Source organism: Gordonia sp. N1V (genome assembly GCF_029269935.1).
Taxonomy (GTDB): domain Bacteria; phylum Actinomycetota; class Actinomycetes; order Mycobacteriales; family Mycobacteriaceae; genus Gordonia; species Gordonia polyisoprenivorans.
On record NZ_JARJDD010000004.1, the window covers coordinates 71,396 to 89,813 of the forward strand.

General features: G+C 67.0%; 22 protein-coding genes. 13 read left to right on the plus strand and 9 right to left on the minus strand.

The genetic code is table 11. From position 1 onward, the window contains the following. Positions 1-30: 30 nt before the first annotated feature. On the minus strand, positions 31-732 hold the full coding sequence (locus P3L18_RS07000) for a histidine phosphatase family protein (RefSeq protein ID WP_079928449.1): 702 nt from the start codon (positions 730-732) through the stop codon (positions 31-33). Further along, a complete protein-coding gene (gene pheA, locus P3L18_RS07005) occupies positions 732-1,700 on the minus strand; it encodes a prephenate dehydratase (protein WP_276113706.1) in 969 nt (322 codons plus the stop codon). The genes P3L18_RS07000 and pheA overlap by 1 nt, the downstream gene beginning before the upstream one ends. Before the next feature lie 153 nt (positions 1,701-1,853). Here pheA and P3L18_RS07010 point away from each other — a divergent pair, with 153 nt between their 5' ends. From P3L18_RS07010 to P3L18_RS07050, 9 genes are all read left to right on the plus strand, one after another. Then, on the plus strand, positions 1,854-2,627 hold the full coding sequence (locus P3L18_RS07010; RefSeq protein ID WP_079928447.1) for a DUF2470 domain-containing protein: 774 nt from the start codon (positions 1,854-1,856) through the stop codon (positions 2,625-2,627). A gap of 195 nt (positions 2,628-2,822) precedes the next feature. Then, positions 2,823-3,527 carry a hypothetical protein gene (locus tag P3L18_RS07015; protein ID WP_231386805.1) on the plus strand — a complete coding sequence of 235 codons (705 nt, stop codon included), beginning with the start codon at positions 2,823-2,825 and terminating at the stop codon, positions 3,525-3,527. Positions 3,528-3,711: 184 nt separating this feature from the next. Continuing rightward, on the plus strand, positions 3,712-4,338 hold the full coding sequence (locus P3L18_RS07020; RefSeq protein WP_026920405.1) for a helix-turn-helix domain-containing protein: 627 nt from the start codon (positions 3,712-3,714) through the stop codon (positions 4,336-4,338). 73 nt (positions 4,339-4,411) lie between these two features. Further along, entirely contained in the window at positions 4,412-5,017 is a 606-nt protein-coding gene (locus P3L18_RS07025; protein WP_026920406.1) for a cold shock domain-containing protein, read from the plus strand. A 30-nt stretch (positions 5,018-5,047) separates the two neighbouring features. After that, the gene (locus P3L18_RS07030) at positions 5,048-5,686 is read left to right on the plus strand and encodes a hypothetical protein (protein ID WP_276113707.1); all 639 of its coding nucleotides are present in this window, start codon (positions 5,048-5,050) and stop codon (positions 5,684-5,686) included. A 221-nt stretch (positions 5,687-5,907) separates the two neighbouring features. After that, positions 5,908-6,705 carry a CPBP family intramembrane glutamic endopeptidase gene (locus tag P3L18_RS07035; RefSeq protein ID WP_079928444.1) on the plus strand — a complete coding sequence of 266 codons (798 nt, stop codon included), beginning with the start codon at positions 5,908-5,910 and terminating at the stop codon, positions 6,703-6,705. A 445-nt stretch (positions 6,706-7,150) separates the two neighbouring features. Beyond that, on the plus strand, positions 7,151-8,230 hold the full coding sequence (locus P3L18_RS07040; RefSeq protein ID WP_276113708.1) for an LCP family protein: 1,080 nt from the start codon (positions 7,151-7,153) through the stop codon (positions 8,228-8,230). 94 nt (positions 8,231-8,324) lie between these two features. Continuing rightward, positions 8,325-8,867, plus strand: coding sequence for a ferritin (locus P3L18_RS07045; RefSeq protein WP_006369170.1), 543 nt, complete (start codon positions 8,325-8,327; stop codon positions 8,865-8,867). A gap of 115 nt (positions 8,868-8,982) precedes the next feature. Further along, positions 8,983-9,297 (plus strand): hypothetical protein, encoded by a 315-nt coding sequence (locus P3L18_RS07050; RefSeq protein ID WP_276113709.1) that lies wholly within the window; start codon positions 8,983-8,985, stop codon positions 9,295-9,297. Positions 9,298-9,316: 19 nt separating this feature from the next. Here the strand turns inward: P3L18_RS07050 and P3L18_RS07055 are convergent, their stop codons facing one another. The 5 genes from P3L18_RS07055 to P3L18_RS07075 all read right to left on the minus strand — a co-directional run bounded on the left by P3L18_RS07055 (position 9,317) and on the right by P3L18_RS07075 (position 13,840). Next, positions 9,317-10,309 (minus strand): DUF5926 family protein, encoded by a 993-nt coding sequence (locus P3L18_RS07055; RefSeq protein WP_276113710.1) that lies wholly within the window; start codon positions 10,307-10,309, stop codon positions 9,317-9,319. A gap of 53 nt (positions 10,310-10,362) precedes the next feature. Continuing rightward, complete coding sequence (locus P3L18_RS07060) at positions 10,363-11,154, minus strand: glycerophosphodiester phosphodiesterase (protein ID WP_276113711.1); 792 nt, start codon at positions 11,152-11,154, stop codon at positions 10,363-10,365. Further along, positions 11,151-12,098 (minus strand): DUF4328 domain-containing protein, encoded by a 948-nt coding sequence (locus tag P3L18_RS07065; RefSeq protein WP_276113712.1) that lies wholly within the window; start codon positions 12,096-12,098, stop codon positions 11,151-11,153. The genes P3L18_RS07060 and P3L18_RS07065 overlap by 4 nt, the downstream gene beginning before the upstream one ends. Positions 12,099-12,190: 92 nt before the next feature. Further along, complete coding sequence (locus tag P3L18_RS07070) at positions 12,191-12,523, minus strand: rhodanese-like domain-containing protein (protein ID WP_006369165.1); 333 nt, start codon at positions 12,521-12,523, stop codon at positions 12,191-12,193. A 468-nt stretch (positions 12,524-12,991) separates the two neighbouring features. After that, positions 12,992-13,840, minus strand: a complete 849-nt coding sequence (locus P3L18_RS07075) for a S49 family peptidase (RefSeq protein ID WP_276113713.1) — start codon at positions 13,838-13,840, stop codon at positions 12,992-12,994. 53 nt (positions 13,841-13,893) lie between these two features. On the opposite strand from P3L18_RS07075, the gene P3L18_RS07080 reads away from it, so the two are divergent. Beyond that, positions 13,894-14,649, plus strand: coding sequence for a VOC family protein (locus tag P3L18_RS07080; protein ID WP_079928438.1), 756 nt, complete (start codon positions 13,894-13,896; stop codon positions 14,647-14,649). Here the strand turns inward: P3L18_RS07080 and P3L18_RS07085 are convergent. Together P3L18_RS07085 and msrA are read right to left on the minus strand one after the other, a co-directional pair. Beyond that, entirely contained in the window at positions 14,618-15,751 is a 1,134-nt protein-coding gene (locus P3L18_RS07085) for a winged helix DNA-binding domain-containing protein (protein WP_276113714.1), read from the minus strand. The genes P3L18_RS07080 and P3L18_RS07085 overlap by 32 nt on opposite strands. A 9-nt stretch (positions 15,752-15,760) precedes the next feature. After that, positions 15,761-16,462: a peptide-methionine (S)-S-oxide reductase MsrA gene (gene msrA / locus P3L18_RS07090; protein WP_211542933.1), complete on the minus strand. Its 702-nt coding sequence runs from the start codon at positions 16,460-16,462 to the stop codon at positions 15,761-15,763. Between the two features lie 161 nt (positions 16,463-16,623). Here msrA and P3L18_RS07095 point away from each other — a divergent pair, with 161 nt between their 5' ends. From P3L18_RS07095 to P3L18_RS07105, 3 genes are all read left to right on the plus strand, one after another. Continuing rightward, positions 16,624-16,776 (plus strand): hypothetical protein, encoded by a 153-nt coding sequence (locus tag P3L18_RS07095; protein ID WP_276113715.1) that lies wholly within the window; start codon positions 16,624-16,626, stop codon positions 16,774-16,776. Between the two features lie 281 nt (positions 16,777-17,057). Further along, positions 17,058-17,687: a superoxide dismutase gene (locus P3L18_RS07100; RefSeq protein WP_006369159.1), complete on the plus strand. Its 630-nt coding sequence runs from the start codon at positions 17,058-17,060 to the stop codon at positions 17,685-17,687. A gap of 263 nt (positions 17,688-17,950) precedes the next feature. Further along, positions 17,951-18,418: a hypothetical protein gene (locus tag P3L18_RS07105; protein ID WP_079928435.1), complete on the plus strand. Its 468-nt coding sequence runs from the start codon at positions 17,951-17,953 to the stop codon at positions 18,416-18,418.

Consider the following 18,418-nt stretch of genomic DNA (forward strand, 5'->3'; position numbering starts at 1 on the left):
GTTGCGGGCGGTTCATAAGTCGCGGGCGGTTCAGCCCATCGGGTTGTCGCCCACCGAGTCGTCGGTGACGACAAGCGGCTCGTCGACGGCCTCGTCGAACGGCGCCCGGGTGGCGCCCCAGCGATGGCACACCCACAGACCGTCGCGATACTCGAGTTCGACGCTGCCGGTGTTCGGCAGATGCGTTGCGGCGGCGAACTTCCCGTCGATCCCCGCCAACCGTGCGGCGACGAGTCGGATGGCCGCACCGTGGCTGACAACGACCACGTCGGTGGCGTCGGGACCGCTCAGGTAGGTGGCGGCGAGTTCGTCGATGGCCGGCAGGTAGCGGTCGTAGACCATCTGCAGCGATTCGCCGCCCGGGATGCGGGTGTCGGGGGCGCCGGAGTACCAGGCATCGAGGACATCCCGGAACACCCCGTGCGCCTCGTCGTCGCTGCGGTCTTCCAGTTCACCGGCCTGCACCTCGTGGATGCCCTCGACGATGCGCGGCTCCACCTCCCACACCGAGCTGATCAGTTCGGCGGTCTGCTGCGCGCGCCGCGCCAGTGAGCTGACCAGGACGGCCGGGCGCTGCGGGTGTTCGGCGATGATGCCGCGGTTCTCCAGACCGTATCGAACACCTTGGCGGACACCGAAATCGGTGAGGGCGGCTCCCGGTAACGCGGTGTCGAGACGACGCATCACATTAGACGTCGTCTCACCGTGCCGTACCAGGTGCAACCGGGCCATCAGTCCTCTCCTCTGCGTATCCGGGCCAACCACTGGGCGTCGGCGTCATGGTCGGGCGGCGGGGTGCCACCACCACTGCCCATCGGCCACGAACCGAGAAACGTTATCCGCTCGGAGCGCCGGTGCAGTGCCTGCAACGCCTCGGCGACCGCGGCGTCGTCGACGTGGCCCACCGCATCGAGGAAGAACCGGTACTGCCCGGGCATCGTCACCCCACGTTCGAGGTCACGCCGCGGTCGGGACTGGATTCGGGTGAGATCGATTCCCCGCGAGGCGAATTGATTCATCGCCGACATGAGACTGCCGGGCTCGTTGGCCAGTTCGAGGATCACCGACGAGCGGTCCGCCCCGGTGCGTGGCAGCGGCGCCGACGGACGCCCGATGAGCAGGAATCGGGTGACGGCGTCGGCGGCATCACACACCCCATCGGCCAGCACCCCCAGCCCGGATGATTCGGCGGCGAGCCGGGTGGACACCGCCGCGTCGGCACGCCCGTCGGCGGCGTCGACCGCGGCCGCCGCGTTGGACGTCGCGGTGACGAATTCGGCTCCCGGGAAGAGCTTTTCGATGCTTTCCCGCACCTGCGCCGAGGCCACCGGGTAGGCGGCGATGGTGCGCACATCGGCGGCGGCGGTGCCCGGACGGGCGGCGATGGTGAAGGCGATGTCGAGGTCGCATTCGGCGAAGACCTGCACGCGCGGCACCACGGCGCGGGGGTCGGGCACCAGCGCGTCCATCGTGGCCGGCACCGACCCCTCCAGCGAGCTCTCGATCGGCACGCATGCGAACTCGGCGCGACCGGATCGGACCGCATCGATGGTGGCGACCGGACTCTTCTCGGGCTGCTTGTCGATGTTGCTCGCGGTGCCACCGGTCAGTGCAGACAGAAGTGACGCGTCGGCGAGGAACTTGTCGAGGGCCATCTCGGTGAAGGTTCCCGGCGGGCCGAAGTACGCGAACTGTGTCACGACAAGAGCCTAATCGAGAACGCTGCCGAGATCGCCTCAGCGCGAGTCTCACCATTGACGACAGACGGATCGAGTTTTAGGTTAGGGTTACCTTCATTCCAATTGGTTCGGCGACGAACCGCGGGTACCGCAGCACGACCAGTGAGGATCGCCATGACACGTGCCATCACCGACCGCCCGTCGGACGCCGAGGTGATCGCGACGGCCTGCCGCCGGGCCGATGCGGCCATGCTCGCCATGGAGGATCCGACACAAACATCGAGCAGTGAACCGACACCGGTGGATCTGGTGCATCTGTTCGAGTCGCAGGCGTTCCTCCTCGTCCCCACCGACTGCGAGGCGATCGTCATGGCCGGCGATGCCGCCGACGGAGTGCCGGCGATGGTCGAGATCACTGACTGCGCACCCATCGACCTGCGCGAACGCGTCCGGTCACTGGTCTGGCTGAACGGCACCGCCCACGCAGTGCCCCGCAACCTCGAGCGTGACCTGGCCGTCGAGATCGCGACCGAGCACCCCAACGGCGGCCTGCTCGACATCGGTCACGGCCGGTCGATGATCCGACTGCAGGTCGATCGCGCCGTCGTCGCGAGCAGTTCTGGTGCCGCGGCCGTCGCGGCCGGCGAACTCGCCGTCGCCGATCCCGACCCGTTCTGGGAGTACGAGGGCGAGTGGATCGCCCACCTCGACGCCGACCACGCCGACGTCGTCGGCCAACTCGCCCGCAAACTCCCCCGTGACCTGCGCAAAGGCCGCGTGCGTCCGCTCGGGCTCGACCGCTTCGGCATCCGCTTCCGCGTCGAGGGAGCCGACGGCGACGCCGACGTCCGCCTCCCCTTCCCTCGCCCGGTCACCGACGTCGGCGAACTCTCCCGCGCACTCCGCTCCCTGGCCGGCTGCCCGTTCATGAACAGCCTGCCGGACTGACCATCCCCGGTGCCGGTATCGGGCGCCAGCCCATCCCCGCGGCGCCAGCCCATCTCCGATTGTCGAGGTCTTCTTTTCGATGGTCGAGGTGCGAGGCGCCCCAGGCGCCGAGCCTCGAGACCCCAGCAAGCCGACAACGAAACACCACTCCCGATCACTCCTCCCCACCTCCATGCGTCCTGCATGATGGCTGCCATGTGGCGCCAACTCGTCGGTTTTGCGGTGTTCGCCGGAGCGTTGTCGGTCTTCGTCGCGGCGATCAGCGGACAGGGCTTCCCCGGAATGGGCTGCTCGGTGATGTGGGGATCGGGGTTGTGCGTGAGCTCCGGCGACTCCGGCATCTGGAGGTCCCTGGCCATCACAGCAGCAATCGGCGCGTTCCTCGGCCTCCTCCTCGGAGCGGTGTTGTGGTGGGCAGGCGTCCGCGTCTCCGGAGCGCCCGACAATCGACTCGGCCGTGTGGTGTGCGCAGGTCTGCTCGGCGTGATCGTCGGATTGTCGCCGGCGCTTGTCATCGTTGGCACCGCCTTCGGCGGACGCGTCGACTACGACGTGACCACACAGCTGGCCGCATACGGGATCAGCGCCGTCCTCGCCTACGTCCTCGGCGTCGCCGCCGTCTACCTGGTCCTTCGAATGTCGAGGGATTCCCGCAGGGAGACAACGGCATTGGCGACCGCAGTCGCATTGCCTCTCGGTGCGGCCGCCGCCACTGGGTCCGGTGTCGCAGTCGCCCGCCACCTCGGCTACACCACCGACACGACGACCTGGGTAGCGACCGTTCTCGCCGCGACCGCCGTCGTCGCCGCGACCTTCGTCCTCGCCCGTGGCTGGGCACTACGGTCGGGACCGGCCGGAAACGCCGCATCCGACCAGGATTCTCCGCAGCCGGCCCTGTGACCGACCGCTCTGACCTGTTTTCAGTCATTCCCGAAGTAGCTATGGCGCAAAAGCCCAGGTCAGATCTCGCGCCTACTTTCAAAATGACTGAAAACAGGCGATCGACGGGATCGAGCGGTGGCTGCGACGACCGCTCCGGCGAAATCACTTGACTAACTATTCTTCACTTGAGAATATCAAGCGCATGCGTAGCTACGGCCAGTATTGCGGGCTCGCTCGATCGCTCGAAGTGGTCGGCGACCGATGGAACCTGCTGATCGTTCGCGAACTTCTGATGTCCCCGGCTCGCTATCGCGATCTCCTCGACCGGCTTCCCGGCATCGCGACCAACCTGCTCGCCGGTCGACTCCGCGACCTCGAGACCGCCGGCGTTCTCGAGCGCCGCCTGACGGGCACGGGCAGCACCGTCGAGTACGCGTTGACGCCGTGGGGCGCGCAGCTACGCGAACCGATCGAAGGCTTCATCCGCTGGTCGACTCCGTTGATGATCCGCGGCCCTGAGGGCGACGAATTCCGGCTCGAATGGCTGGCCCTCGCCGTTCCGGCGTTGCTCGACAGGCGCGTGACCGACCGCTCGGCCCCGACTATCGGGCTTGACGTGGGTGACGAACCGCTGCAATTGCGAACGACGCGTTACGGATTCGAGGTCTTGCCGCACGCCGGTCGCGACCTCGTCGCCACGGTGCGTGCCGAGCCTGCTTACATCCTCGGACTGGCCGCAGGCGCCTTCACTCTCGACGACGCACTGATGCTGTCGCTGATCAAGATCGACGGCGACGAGTCGGCGGTGCGCTCCGCGTTTGCCGGGTGAGGTAGCAGCCCGGTTAATCGGCATCGACCGAAAACCACTTTCACCGAATCGCTTCCAGACTTACGGTGAAGGAATGTCGACAACAGGAGTGGTCACCGTCTGGCACCAGGCCGAGGGCTGGGGCATCGTCGAATCCCCTTCCCTGCCGGGTGCCGCCTCGGCTGACTCGTTCCGGATCAGGGGCGAAGCTGTCGCCGACCACAGCGTTGGGCCCCTGTTGGGTTTCCGGCCGGGAACCGAGGTGGAGTTCGAATACTCACGTGCCGAAACCCCGGTGAACGGATGCGATTTCGTCGTCCACGCCGTGTGGCCGGTCGGAGTCACCCCGCGGAAGCGTTCTCCCTCTCCGTATTCGGGAACGTTGTGGAACAGCGTCGGCAAAGCCGGACCCGACGGCTTGACGACGATGCGTGAAGATTCCATCGACGACTCGCAGGTTCCGCGCGTGGAGAAACCGAGTCTGCCCAGCACCGTGGGTACCGTTCGCGTCTGGCACGGCGAGGATGGTTGGGGTGTGCTCGATTCCGTGGCCACACCGGGTGGTGCGTGGGCGCACTTCAGCGAGGTCGTCGGCGACGGCTTCCGCTCCCTGACCCCTGGGCAAAAGGTGGAGTTCGAGTACGAGAACAAGGGCCAGGACGGATACCCGTACCGGGCAAACAACATTCGCAGTCGCTGAACGAGGACACCCGAGGAGAGGATCCAGCACATGTCGGTACAGCCGTGCTCTGATGAGGCGGCGGCGCAGTGGATCCTTGATCAGGACCGCGAGTGGTATGACCTGACGGCACGCGGTCCACTCGGGTATGAACAGACCGCGCGTCTTCGGTTCATCCCCGATCCCGCCTATGTCGGTCAGCGCGAGAGCGATGCCGTGATTCCCGACGACATAGCCTCTGGCCCAACCGAACTGTGGCAGGTTGCCGTCGCGACGTCACTCCTGCGAAGCCACACCGGCACTCCCGACGACTGCTACTTCCTGATCTGGGAGGGGTGGCCCTATCCGGAGTACAAGTCGACAACCGCCGCGAAGGTGGACCTGCGCGGCGGGGTATTTGATTCCGAGACGATCGTCCGCAGCTACTACCTATTTCGCGGCAGCTCAGATCTTTTCGCGTCGACCGAACCAAGTGAGCCAGGTGCGCACCAACGGCCGCCTCTGGAGAAGCTGCTGCCACTACCTTCGTTCATCTGGCCGAGCGATCGCGCCTGGTGCATCACCAAAGACGTCGACCCACATTTCGCAAGCATCGGCGCAAACACCCGGGCCGTCGACGAGTTGCTTTCGGACACTCGGATCGACGTCGTCGTGGACGAGCCCACGAGCGAACCACCTCGATACACCTGACTCATCGGCTCACTGGGTACCGGGCATCGCCCCACGTCTCCCCCTTCTCGCCTGTTTTCAGTCATTCCCGAAGTAGCCTCGGCACAAAACCCCAGGTCGCCGCGCTCGGATACCTCACCCGATGACTGAAAACAGGCGACCGACCGCACACAACGTCCCACCAGCACCCCTACCCTTCAGATCTCCGCGCCTCACACACCCGCCCCGTAGGCTGACGTCTCATGCGACTCTCGTCCCTCGTGCGTCCCGCGGCCCAGCAGGTCGTCGACGTGGTCACCGACCAGCGCGAGCGCCGCGGGCTGATCATCGAGTTGGTGATCGTCGGCATCCTCACCTTCGGTTTCTCGGCGATCTCGGCAATCCTGTCGCTGATCGAGCTGCAGATGACCAGCGGCGTCGGCAACGCGACGGTGGCACTCAATCCCAGCCAGTCCACGGTCGGCGCGATCGATTTCCTCCGACAACTCATGAGCGCCGTCCGCCTGTATGCGATCGCTGCGCTGGGCGCGTATCTGCTGTGGCGCGGCGGCGTCATCCTCGGCCGTGTGGGCCTCGGCCGCATTCGCACCCCCGACATCCCGCCCGGCCTGCTGCTGGCCGCAGTCATCGGCCTGCCTGGCCTCGGATTGGTGGCGGCCGCCCGCGCACTGGGTATCAACGCGCACCTCGTCCCCAGCGAGCCCGGGCCGTGGTGGCATTGGGTGCTCTACATCCTGCTCGCGATCGGGAACGCGGCCGCCGAGGAGATCGTCGTCGTCGCGTATTTCATCACGCGACTGCGCCAACTCGGACTGTCGGAGAACGGGTCACTGGCCGCCAGCGCGATCCTGCGTGGCGGATATCACCTGTACCAGGGCGTCGGCGCGGGCATCGGAAACGTGGTGATGGGACTGATCTTCGGCCGGTACTACCAGCTCACCAACCGGGTATGGCCGCTGGTCATCGCGCACGCCGTCATCGACGTCGTCGCATTTGTCGGATATGCACTGCTGCACAACCACCTGTCGTGGGTGGGATGAGCTGCGCCCGCTGCGTCAACGACCCCGAACACAACCGCACGAATGACACGGACACGCCTGAGCCGTCGGTACATTCAATGAGGTGAACCAGCCAGAACCGCCGAATGCGGGACGACGCGGCGGTCCTCCACCCGCCCCGCCGCGGCGGAATCCGGCACCGATGGGACCGCCCCCACCGCACCAGGGCCCCCGGGGCCCGTACCCGCCTAGCCAGTTCCCGCGTGGCGCCGATCGCCGACCCCCGGTTCCGCAGAACCCGCGACCGTCCGGACGCTCCACACCTCCAGCACCCGATGCCGCCGACCCGACGCGCCGGGTCGCGCCACCGAACCGTCCGCGCGGTGATGTCTACGAACCACCGAAGGCCTATTCGGGTGTCCCCGGGTACGCGCCACCACAACAGCCCGAGCCGATCCCCGGGCGCGAGCGCCCGACCCGCAAGCCTGTGCCGGCGCAGAGCCGTTCGGCCTCCGACGCGCCGCCGCGCAGGCCGCGTCCCGACGCCCCACGTCCGGTCGCCCCCAATGAACCCGAACGCCGCAAACGCGCGCTGCGTCGTCCGCGTGGCACTCGACGATTGACCCGCCGCAGGGTCGGAACCATCCTGCTGGTGCTGCTGCTCGTCGTGGTGATCACGCCGGTGGCGTTGATGTTCTACTACGACTCCAAACTGCACCGGGTCGACGCACTCGCCCCGTACGCCGGCAAGCCCGCGAGCACCCCGGGGACCACCTGGCTGATCGTCGGCACCGATGCGCGCAGCGGCCTCACCGAGGAGCAACGCAAACAGTTGTCCACCGGTGACGACTCGGGAGCGCGCACCGACACCATGATGTTGATCTACAAGCCCCCGTCGGGGAAGGCGACGATCATCAGCATCCCGCGTGATCTCTACGTCCCGGTTCCCGGGCAGGGCAGCCACAAGATCAACGCCGCCTTCAACTTCGGCGGCCCGACACTGTTGATACAGACCGTCGAAGGACTGTCCGGGGTGCACATCGACCACTACGCCGAGATCGGATTCGGCGGGTTCGACACCCTCGTCGACGCCGTCGGCGGCGTACACATGTGCATCGACACCCCACTGCGAGACCCCAAGGCCGGGTTGAACCTGAAGGCCGGCTGCCAGACCCTGAACGGCACACAGGCATTGGGCTTCGTGCGCACCCGCGCCTTCGCCGACGCCGACCTCATGCGCGTGCAGAACCAACGAAAGTTCTTGGCGGCGTTGATGGCCAAGGCGACCAGCCCGTCGGTGCTGTTGAATCCGTTCCGGTTGTTCCCGTTCGTCAACGGCACGGTCGACACCCTGACCGTCGACAACGGCACGCACATCTGGGATCTCGCCCGGCTCGCGTGGTGGCTACGCAGTTCACCGCAGACGATCACCACCCCCAACGGAGGTCCCGTCGACACCGACGACGGCAGTTCGTTGGCCGTCGACGACACGACAAAACAGTTCTTCGACGCTCTGCGTCAGGGCCGGCAGATCCCCCAGGAATATCTCAACCAACCAGCCGGCTGACCCGATCAGGGAAGCCCAAAAGGTAGGCGAGACTTGCCTTTCTAAGGCTTCACTGGGATGAAATGCCCTGCTCACGCCCTCTACCCTGTCCGCTATGAGCACTCCCGAACGCACCAAGTTCCACCAGTTGCTGCACGATCAGATCGGCAATGAGTTCGCCGCGTCGCAGCAGTACATCGCCGTCGCGGTCTACTACGACAACCACGACATGCCGCAGCTGGCCAAGCACTTCTATGCGCAGGCCGTCGAAGAACGCAACCACGCGATGATGGTCGTGCAGTACTTCCTCGACCGCGACATGGAGGTGGAGATCCCCGGAATCGATGCTCCGCGAAACGATTTCGCTGACTACCGGTCACCCATCGACCTGGCTCTCGAGCAGGAACGCCGGGTGACGCAGCAGATCGTCGACCTGGCCAAGTCGGCCCGCGACAGCGGCGACTACCTCGGCGAGCAGTTCATGCAGTGGTTCCTCAAGGAGCAGGTCGAGGAGGTCGCCACGATGACGACGCTGCAGACCATCGCCGAGCGCGCCAACGGCAACCTGTTCGATATGGAGAACTTCGTCGAGCGCGAGGTGAACGGCCCGGCCGCACCCGATGCCACGGCCCCCACCGCGGCCGGCGGCAACCTCTGACGATCCGCCGTCATCCACCCTGCCCGAAGTCCGAATAGTCGGTTTCGTTCCCTGATCGGAAAGAAACTCTGCCGATATTCAGCCATTCTTCAGCAGCGTCGGGCAGGGTGGGCCCATGGCTTCATCGCGTATGAACCCTCAGAGAGGCATCAGCTCCCGAGCCGACCGACGCACCACGGTGCCACGCTGGTTCGCCGCCATGGCAGCGGTGTACGGAACGGCCGTGACCTTCCTGGCCGTGGCGTTCCTGCTGGGGGCGAGTACGTGGTCGCATTCGGCCAGCGGCAGTGCCATCGCCGACGGCTTCGCCCGCTGGTGGCCATCGGCGAGCCTGGCCGCGGCGATCGTGGCGATCGTCCTGGTCACCTTCGGTGCCGCCGCCTCGCGTCGACGCCGCACCCGCGCGCGGGCGCGCTTGCCACGCATCTGACACACCGCTGCGCTCCGCCTCAGCGCAGCGTGACCTGCCGACCGCGGATGCCGTCGCGCGAACTGCGTTCCTCGATGGTCAGCTCAGTGGTCTCGGCGAGCGCATCGGTGAGCCACCCGTCGAACTGATCCAGCGCGTCGTACCACTCCTCGTGATGACGCTCGTTGTCGAGGTCGAACACTGGCACCAGCAGTCCGTGGGTGCGGAACGATCCAGCGAACCGCGAGCCCTCACCCAGGGTCAGCCGCCCCGCGGCGTGCAGACGCGCGAGGGCGGTCATGACGTCGTCCTCCGGTTCGGGTCGGACCCAGCGCAGGTGGGCTCGTTCTCCGGCATCGACCCACCAAGGCGCCCCGTTGCCGCTGTCGACGTGCATGCGTGCGGTGGGCAACACGGTCTCGTTGGCGCGCTCGAGCATCGCCGCGATCTCCGGCGGCACCTCGTTGCCCGGCGGGAACCACCATGAGAAGTCGTTGTGCACGATGATCGGCAACTGCGCATCGACGTCGAGGATGTCGGCGAGCTCGGGGCCGTCGGCCTCCTCCCCGGTGTGCCGGTACTCGTTGCCGGGACCGGTGTGTGCGGCCCATTCGATGGCGGCCGCGAGCGCCCGATTCAGGTCGTCGGGGTCGGGGTCGGTCTGTAGCGCCGCCAAACCCTCTGTGGCGCCGCGTACTTCACGGGTGATCGCCGCGACCGCGCCGGGCAGGATGGTGGCCAGCACGACATTGTTGCGCGTCGCATCCGGTGCCGGCGGAATTGGCGTGGTGTCGTCGGGCATCACCGACGTCAACTCCGGTTGCGGTGGTCCCGGCTCGATGAGGTCGAGCACCGCGGTCGCCGACGGGACGAAGGCGCGCAACGCCACCAGGTCGCACTCGGCGGCGAGGCCGGCGAACGGGCGCGGCGACGGCGCGAGCGCTGCCGCCGCCCGCGCCTTGCGTGCGGCCACCCGCTCGGCTCGATTACTTCCCGGACGCGGCCCGCTACCCCGTTTGCTCTTCTTGCCCATGGGACCACCCTCTCACGGACGCCGACGACGCCGACGCGTGCGCCTGCTGCACGTCAGTCGACGGTGACGAGCCAGTCGCGCACCTTCTGTGGGTGGTTGGTGGCGATCCAGCGGACTCCGAGGTCGGCACACAGCTGGACGTCGGCCGCCTCGTCGACGGTCCAGCAGTAGGTGACGCGGCCCGCGGCGGCTGCCTTGTCGACGAGTTCGGGATGCATCCGCAGCGTCTCCACCGACGGGCCGATGCCGGTGGCGCCGACGGCGGTCGCGGCGCTGCCGCCGAGGACGCGCGCAGTCTCGCCGAGCAGGATGGTCGGCAGGATCGGCGCGTGCCGGCGGATTCGCCACACCCCCGCCGAAGAGAACGAGATGACCACGGCCCGACTGTGATCCGCCGACGGCGGGGTCGCCACACCGAAGTCGTGCAGGGTCGCCAGCAGCTGTTGTTCGACGAGGCTGCCGAAGCGCACCGGATGCTTGGTCTCGATGAACAACCGGACCGGGCGACGCCAGTCGAGGGTCAGGGTCAGCAATTCGGCGAGGGTCAGGACCTTGGCCGGACCACCCCCGGCATGCCAGCTACCGAAGTCGAGTTCGCGCAGTTGCGCCAGCGTCATCTCGCTGACGATGCCGGTGCCGTCGGAGGTGCGGTCCACCGTGCGGTCGTGAATGCAGACCAACTCGTGGTCGGCGGTCAGGCGGACGTCGCACTCGAGCCCGTCGGCACCTTGTTCGAGCGCGAGTTCGTAAGCGGCCAAGGTGTGTTCGGCCACATCCGCAGACGCACCGCGATGCGCGACGACGGCCGGTTTACCCGACCGCGAGACCTGCTCGGCGAGGTTCATGCGACCACCACCCATCGGTGTGCGGGGACTTTCGGTTCGGCGGAGCTCCCCGAGAACGCCGCGGGCAGCCGATGAGCGGCCCAGAAGGCGAACGCCGCCGAGACCGCCGCGGTGAGGACAACCATGAACAGGGCGTTCGCTCCGGTCTGGATGGAGCCGGATGCCGCGCCCACCCACCAGGTGATCACGGTGAGCACCGCGATCGCGTTGACCACCGTCCAACCCACCCAGAGCTTGTGCAGCCGGGTACGCGCGGCGCGGCGCGCGACGTCGTCGAGCATCTCGGCGGGTTCACGTAACAGCAACGCGGCACCGGCGACGTTGACGAGTGGAATCGCGGCCAGCGGAATGCTCTGCCACCGCGACCGCGAGTCGAAAAATCCTCGCGCGCCGTATGTTTCGGTCCGCACAGCCAACAGCCACCGGACGAAGACGACGGTCGTATAGACGAATCCGGCGAGCGCCAGCAGTCCGGCGGCCAACACCAGCACCGTGCTGAGGCCGATCAGCCAGCCGGGCAGCGTCGTCGACCGGTTGATCACCAGCAGGAGATAACGGAGCAGGTGCGCGCACGTCGACGCGACGAACGCGGCCCCGGCGATCTGCAGGGCGCCGGTCAGTGCCATCCCCAGGCGGGCGGGAGAGTTGCGCGGTTCGTCCTCGGTGACCGGGGTGTCGACGAGACCCCACCGAGGAAGGTAGACGTACCGCGGGATCAGCTGCGGGCCGGTGCGCCGTGGCGGTCGCGGTGGCGGCAGGGTGTCGGCCGGGCGGCGGGCCACCCATCGCACTCGACGGCCGCCGTACATCCGCGGCGGACCGGACGGTGGTCGCGTACCGGACGGCTGCCGGGCCGGAGGGCTGTAGGCGGCGGGACGCGGCGGCGCGCTGGGCGACTGCTGGTAGGCGGCGACGACCGCGGTGGCCTCGACGTCGGAGGCCACGAGGGTCAGCGGACCGCCGCACCGGGGACAGCGGTCGCGTCCGTCGCGGTGCGGAGCCTGGATTCGGCAACGCGGGCAGAGGTCGAGCATCCTCAGACCGGCCCCGATCCGGACTCCACCGGCTTGCCGTTCTCGCGCCAGGCCAGCATCCCGCCACGCACACAGCTGCCGTCATAGCCGACCTGCAGCAGGTACTGCAGGACGCGCATCGACCGACCACTGGAGTGACAGATGACGTAGAGGTCGGTGTCGGGATCGATCTCGTCGAGTCGCCCGGGGACCTCTCCGAGGGGGATGTGCACGGCGCCGCGGACGTGACCGTCGGCCCACTCGTCATCCTCGCGGACATCGAGCAGTACCTTGTCGGTGGCGGTGCTGAAGTCATCCGGCAGCTCGGTCACGGGAACCTGTGGAATCTCGCCCATGCTCACCGATCCATCGTCGCACAAGCGCGGCGATGCCGACCGCGCCGCCGCACGAAGGTGGTCACCTCCGAGGGACCGGTTCGGCCGTCGAGTCGACGTACTACACCCCGACTTGACATTCGTCCAAACCCGACCGGCGCTCTATGTAGGTCTGCATAACGCTATCCACATGCACTTCCACTCCCGCTGTGACCTGCGGCACAGAAGACCATCAAGGTGTGGATGAGACTGTGGAATCTGTGGAGAACTGGACACGGTCAACCGACCCAGTGTGACGACGGTCACGAGTTCGCAACAGCAGCGCGTCAAACAGTTCACGACAGTGCAGCGCATGAGCGAAATGCGCAGTTCACATTCATCCCCATCACCTGTGGATAACGTGGGGACAACAGTCGGCCGGACGGATGATTCGCATCACATCAGCGCGTGTATCGGCCCGATGTCGCATCGGCAGGGCGTCGGCCCGGGTCAGCGTAGGCGCACCGCGCTCGCACGTTCGAGCGCACTCACCGCGCCGCCGATCAGCTCCTCGGCGACCACCGATGCCCGGACCTGATCGCCGACGATCCGCGTGAGCAACGGTTTGGGAGTGTCGACGACGGTGATCTCGGCGTCGGGGTAGTGCTCGGCCACCACCGATCGCATGACCCCGACGCCGTCGACGAGTCCGATTTCGACGGCCCGCTCGCCGATCCACACGTCCCCCGTGAACAGGACCTCGTCTGCGGCGGACAGTCGTTTGCCGCGGCGCTGGCGCACCCACCGGATGAACGTGTCGTGGAGTTGGTGCTGCAAACCCTGCAGCCACTCCACGTCGTCGGCCTTCTCCGGCGAGAAGGAGTCGAGCCGCACCTTGTTCTCACCGGCCGAGTACAGACGCCGTTCCACCCCGAGCCGACCGAGGACGTCGACGAACCCGAATCCGGACGACACCACACCGATCGAGCCGACGAGCGAGGTATGGGCAGCGTAGATCTCGTCGGCCGCACACGCGATCCAGTAACCGCCGGAGGCGACGACGTCCTCGCAGAACGCCAGGACGCGCACGCCCTTCTCCGACGCGAGCTGCCGGATGCGTTCGGCGATGTACTCCGACTGCGTCGGCGACCCGCCGGGGGAATTGATGACGATGACGACCGCGCGCAGATGCTCGATGTCGAAGGCACGCGTGAGAATCGGCTCGACGCTCGTCGTCGACAATCCCGGCCGCCCCGGCCCGCCGTGGCCGATCACCCCGTCCAGGCGCACGACGGCAACCTTGTCCGACCGCTTGTGCGCCAGCTTCTTCGCAATCCGCCCCAGCGGTCCACGGCTCATCCCACCGAGCCTAGGGCATCGTTCGCGTTGGGTCGGCACCCTAGACTGCTGACGTGCAGATCCGCTGGCTCACGGCGTTCCTGGACTTCGGAGCGTCGCAATTCGGGACCGAGGTCACCTATTGGCGCGCGATCACCGGATCAACAGTGTCACCCCCACGCGGTGAACACCGCGAGTTCGCCACGCTCGAGCCGTTCAGCGGCGACGCCCACCTGCGGGTGCAGCGCGTGCACGACGGCGACGGTGGCGTTCACCTCGACATCCATGTCGACGATCCGCGGGCCGCGGCGATCGAGGCCGGCGAGTTGGGCGCGATCCTGGTCGCCGATCACCCGACCCATCTGGTCTACGACTCCCCCGCCGGCATGCGCTTCTGCCTGGTGCCCGCGGTGGGTTCACCCCGCCGGGCGCGTCCGATCCGATGGCCGGAGGACACGATCTCGATCATCGACCAGATCTGTATCGATGTACCTGCACCGCTGTTCGATCGCGAGGTCGTCTTCTGGTCACTGTTGACCGGCTGGCCGGCCCAGCCGCGGGCACGTGCGGAGTTCCTCGCGCTGCGCCGCAATCCGGCATTGAGTCTGGGAATCCTTCTGCAGCGCTTGGATTCTGATACCGACCTCGAGGATGCCACGCGCGCGTCGGCGCATCTCGATCTGGCCACCACATCGGTCGACGACGAGGTGGGCCGGCACGAGGATTGGGGTGCCCGCGTCGTGGCGCGGCACCCGTCGTGGACGGTGATGGCCGATCCGGCCGGTAGGTATTACTGCATCACCGACCGGAATCCGCGGACGGGTCAGTGACATCGGACGGCTCCGCACCATCGATGCGGCTGCCGCGCACCCACTCCTCGATCCGGGAGAGCTCCTCGTCGAGTTCGGCCCGCGCCCCGCGGCTCGGAGTGCCGAAAAGGTCGGTCTCCACGGTCTCGGTGCCCGGCGGTATCCGCCAGGTGCCGGCCAGCCGGCCGTCGATGAGGACGAAGCCCGGCGAGCGCCCGTTGGGGGTGACGGTCCGTGCAAACAGGTCGTCGTCGGCGATGCGGGCCCGATCACCTTGGGCAACGAGGACGTGGTCGAACGGCGCGATCAACCGGACGGGCGCGGGCTCGTCCTCGTCGGCGAGGTCGAGACCTTCCAGGTCGTAGAGCGTCTGCCCCTGCGGTCCGGTGTAGGCGGCCAGCTCCCACTCGCGTTCCATCTGTTCGACGAGCGGACGTAACCCCTTGAGCCCCGACCACTTTCCGATCGCGGCGACCGACGCCGGGCCGAAGCCGCGCAAGTAGAGCCGGACCAGTTCGCGGCGCGCCTCCTCGCCGTCGAGAGCAGGCTCGCCGGGACCGATCCAGTCGTCGAGAAGCGCATAGGTCGGGCGGCCACCGCCTTGCCAGAGTCCGCGTGGCGGGACCTGCACGAGCGGCAGCGCACATCGCGCCATCCCGGTCAGCGTCGACGGCTTCTCCCCGGGATGTCGTTCGGCGAGAGCGCGCCCGAGCTCGTCGCCGCCGATCGGGCGGTCGCGCAACAACTCCCAGGCATCATCGATCACTGCCGCCGGGGTGCTCGACGCGAGCTTCGAGGCGTGCGCCGACCGCAGTTCGCCGTCGAGGACCGGCTGCGCGAGCGGACGAATCCAGCGGGCGTCGGCGCCGTCGACGAGAAAGACGGTGCCGCGCAGCAACGCGATGCGCACGACCTCCCGGTCGGTGAGCAGCTCATCGAGTTCGTCGGGTTCGAAACCCTCGATGCGGCACTGCAATCCGAAGAAAGCGGCTTTCGGGTCCTGTGACTGTATGCCGACGAGCCGGTCGATCACCTCGATGGCGTCCTCGTCGGCGCGGGCGAGCAGGTGTTGACGACGCAGCAGTGTGCGATTCCACTGCCCCGCGGTGATGGATGGGGGCACCGCCGCGGATCAGGCCGGGTAGGTGACGCCGGTGGCCGCGTGGCAGCGATACCCGTGCGGGTTCTTCGCGAGGTACTGCTGGTGATAGTCCTCGGCGTAGTAGAAATGCCCGTCACCGGCCCGCTCGAGCGCTGCGATCTCGGTGGTGATCGGCCCCAGACCGGCGGCGTCGAGTGCTTTCTGGAAGGTGGCCGCACTCGCCGTGGCCGTCTCGGCGTCGGCATCGGAGAGGGTGAAGATCGCCGAACGGTACTGAGTGCCGATGTCGTTGCCCTGCCGCATCTCCTGCGTCGGGTCGTGGTTCTCCCAGAAGATCTGCAGGATCTTCTCGAGGCTGACCTGCGTGGGATCGAAGACGACCAGCGTCGACTCCGTGTGCCCGGTGCGAGCGGTGCAGGTCTCCTCGTAGGTCGGGTTGGGCGTGTAACCGCCGGCGTAGCCGACCGCGGTGGTCCACACCCCCGGAACCTGCCAGAAGATCTCCTCGATACCCCAGAAGCAACCGCCGGCCAGGACCACCGCCACGAGCCCGTCGGGAAAGACGCCGATACCGGGACCGTCGTCGGCGGATTCACCACGCATCGGGTGGTGCAACACGATGTTCTCCGCGGCGAGCGGGACCGGCGTCGCACGACCCGGCAACGCCGCATCGGCCGAGATCAGCTGCTGTTTTCCGGAGCGGGAGGTGAGGAGCTCGTCAAGCCACGACATGCCGTCGAGTCTACGCGGGTCGCCGGGGGCGAAGTTGAGCCCGAACTGCCCGTGTGTTTATGATGGCGAAGACGGCTGTGATATCCGTCACTGAGAAGTCCGACTCGACAGCCCCGAGGCCCCTGGTCCACCACGCGACCCGCATACCCGTAAGGACGACGATGGCCACTGATGCGACCCACGATGTTCGTCCGTCGCTCACGCGTGGCCAGTCGATTCCCCGCCCCACCTACAACGTTCGCTCGTCGTGCATCGGCATCGGTCTGAGCATCTTCGCGCTCGTCGTGTTGCTCGTCGCGCTCGCCCTCTGGTGAGGGGGCACCATCCGGAGCGATCCGCTCACAGCGAAGCGATACTCGGTATGAATCCCGCAAATCCGTTGCGCTTCTTGGATTCTCGTTGACCGCACCTCGTCAATACCTCAACCCTGCTTGAACTTTGTTGGGCCGTGTTTGTTGCATTCCCACAAACACTGGGGAAGGCTGGAAGCATCCGCGAGGCGGCGTCCACCCTGGGCGATCACGCGCGCGTCGATAGTGAAAGCAACACCCGAACGGCATGTGCCCAAGGGGGTATGTGCGCAGAGAGGATTACCGTGGCCGAATACACCTTGCCGGATCTCCCGTACGACTACGCGGCACTGGAGCCGCACATCTCCGGCAGGATCATGGAGCTCCATCACGACAAGCACCACGCCACCTACGTCAAGGGCGCCAACGACACCCTCGACAAGCTGGCCGAGGCTCGTGCAGACGGATCGATCGCCGGCAAGGTCTACGGACTGTCGGCAACCCTGTCGTTCCACCTGGGTGGCCACACCAACCACTCGATCTTCTGGAAGAACCTGTCGCCGAACGGTGGCGACAAGCCCGAGGGCGACCTGGCCGCGGCCATCGACGACCAGTTCGGTGGCTTCGACAAGTTCCAGGCCCACTTCACCGCCGCGGCGACCACGCTGCAGGGGTCGGGCTGGGCGATCCTGGGTTACGACACCATCGGTGGCAAGCTCGTGATCCTGCAGCTGACCGACCAGAGCGGCAACATCCCCGCCGCGATCATCCCGGTCGTCATGCTCGACATGTGGGAGCACGCCTTCTACCTCGACTACCAGAACGTCAAGCCGGACTACGTCAAGGCCTGGTGGAACGTGGTCAACTGGGCCGACGCCGCCGAGCGCTTCGGCCGGGCGACCTCGCAGGGCAAGGGCCTCATCGTCCCCGCCTGAGTTCTTCGTCTTCACCGCCGACGGCGGCCGACCCTCCGTGGGTCGGCCGCCGTCGCCGTTGTGCGGGCCGATCCACGCAGGGCCCGATCGTTGCCCCGGCAAACCGTTGGTGTCCCCAATTCTGGTGCCATAGAGCATTTTTCGGCCGAACGGACGACACCGAACAGAGATGAATGGACCGAACGACCGATATCGGCGATATGCCCGAGGCGGTTGGCGTCGCACTGCTCTGTTCACCGTGACGTTCCCTCGAAGGAGAACTCGTGCCCTCTCGCACCATGCGCGCCCTCTGCGCCACCGCCCTGTCCGCAGCCGCTTTGGCCGTCGCCGCCCCCGGGCTGGCCCAGGCCGACGGGACACAGGACCCGGCCTATAGCGGCCCGGTAACGCCCTGCGACGTCGAAAACACGCCGCGCTCCGGAGGTTTCGCTTCCGAACCGCAGAACTTCCCCAAGAGTATCGGTCGGACCGGCCCGACATCGTTCGTCCTAAACTTCAACGCGGAGGACGAACCTGACAAGTTCGATGTGATCTATCAGAACAAGCAGATCGCCACCACCGGATGGCGCGGTTCCGAGTCAGCGAACAAGTTCAATCGCCCCCTGTCGGGACCGGGCTCGGGAAGTATCCGGGTCGCAGTACCGCGGGGCTCTTCCTCGGTGGTCACTGTGCGGGTCTCCACAGATTCGGAAAGCACGGTCTGGCACTTCACCGCTCAGTGCCCGAACTGA

Bases quoted from the DNA above. Each gene is read 5' to 3' on its own strand.
- P3L18_RS07010 (WP_079928447.1), top strand. From the start codon at position 1,854: ATGACACGTGCCATCACCGACCGCCCGTCGGACGCCGAGGTGATCGCG.
- P3L18_RS07060 (WP_276113711.1), bottom strand. From the start codon at position 11,154: ATGAACCTCGCCGAGCAGGTCTCGCGGTCGGGTAAACCGGCCGTCGTC.
- P3L18_RS07035 (WP_079928444.1), top strand. From the start codon at position 5,908: ATGCGACTCTCGTCCCTCGTGCGTCCCGCGGCCCAGCAGGTCGTCGAC.
- P3L18_RS07025 (WP_026920406.1), top strand. From the start codon at position 4,412: ATGTCGACAACAGGAGTGGTCACCGTCTGGCACCAGGCCGAGGGCTGG.
- P3L18_RS07015 (WP_231386805.1), top strand. From the start codon at position 2,823: ATGTGGCGCCAACTCGTCGGTTTTGCGGTGTTCGCCGGAGCGTTGTCG.
- P3L18_RS07030 (WP_276113707.1), top strand. From the start codon at position 5,048: ATGTCGGTACAGCCGTGCTCTGATGAGGCGGCGGCGCAGTGGATCCTT.
- P3L18_RS07070 (WP_006369165.1), bottom strand. From the start codon at position 12,523: ATGGGCGAGATTCCACAGGTTCCCGTGACCGAGCTGCCGGATGACTTC.
- P3L18_RS07020 (WP_026920405.1), top strand. From the start codon at position 3,712: ATGCGTAGCTACGGCCAGTATTGCGGGCTCGCTCGATCGCTCGAAGTG.
- P3L18_RS07055 (WP_276113710.1), bottom strand. From the start codon at position 10,309: ATGGGCAAGAAGAGCAAACGGGGTAGCGGGCCGCGTCCGGGAAGTAAT.
- msrA (WP_211542933.1), bottom strand. From the start codon at position 16,462: ATGTCGTGGCTTGACGAGCTCCTCACCTCCCGCTCCGGAAAACAGCAG.
- P3L18_RS07000 (WP_079928449.1), bottom strand. From the start codon at position 732: ATGGCCCGGTTGCACCTGGTACGGCACGGTGAGACGACGTCTAATGTG.
- P3L18_RS07095 (WP_276113715.1), top strand. From the start codon at position 16,624: ATGGCCACTGATGCGACCCACGATGTTCGTCCGTCGCTCACGCGTGGC.
- P3L18_RS07050 (WP_276113709.1), top strand. From the start codon at position 8,983: ATGGCTTCATCGCGTATGAACCCTCAGAGAGGCATCAGCTCCCGAGCC.
- P3L18_RS07075 (WP_276113713.1), bottom strand. From the start codon at position 13,840: ATGAGCCGTGGACCGCTGGGGCGGATTGCGAAGAAGCTGGCGCACAAG.
- P3L18_RS07045 (WP_006369170.1), top strand. From the start codon at position 8,325: ATGAGCACTCCCGAACGCACCAAGTTCCACCAGTTGCTGCACGATCAG.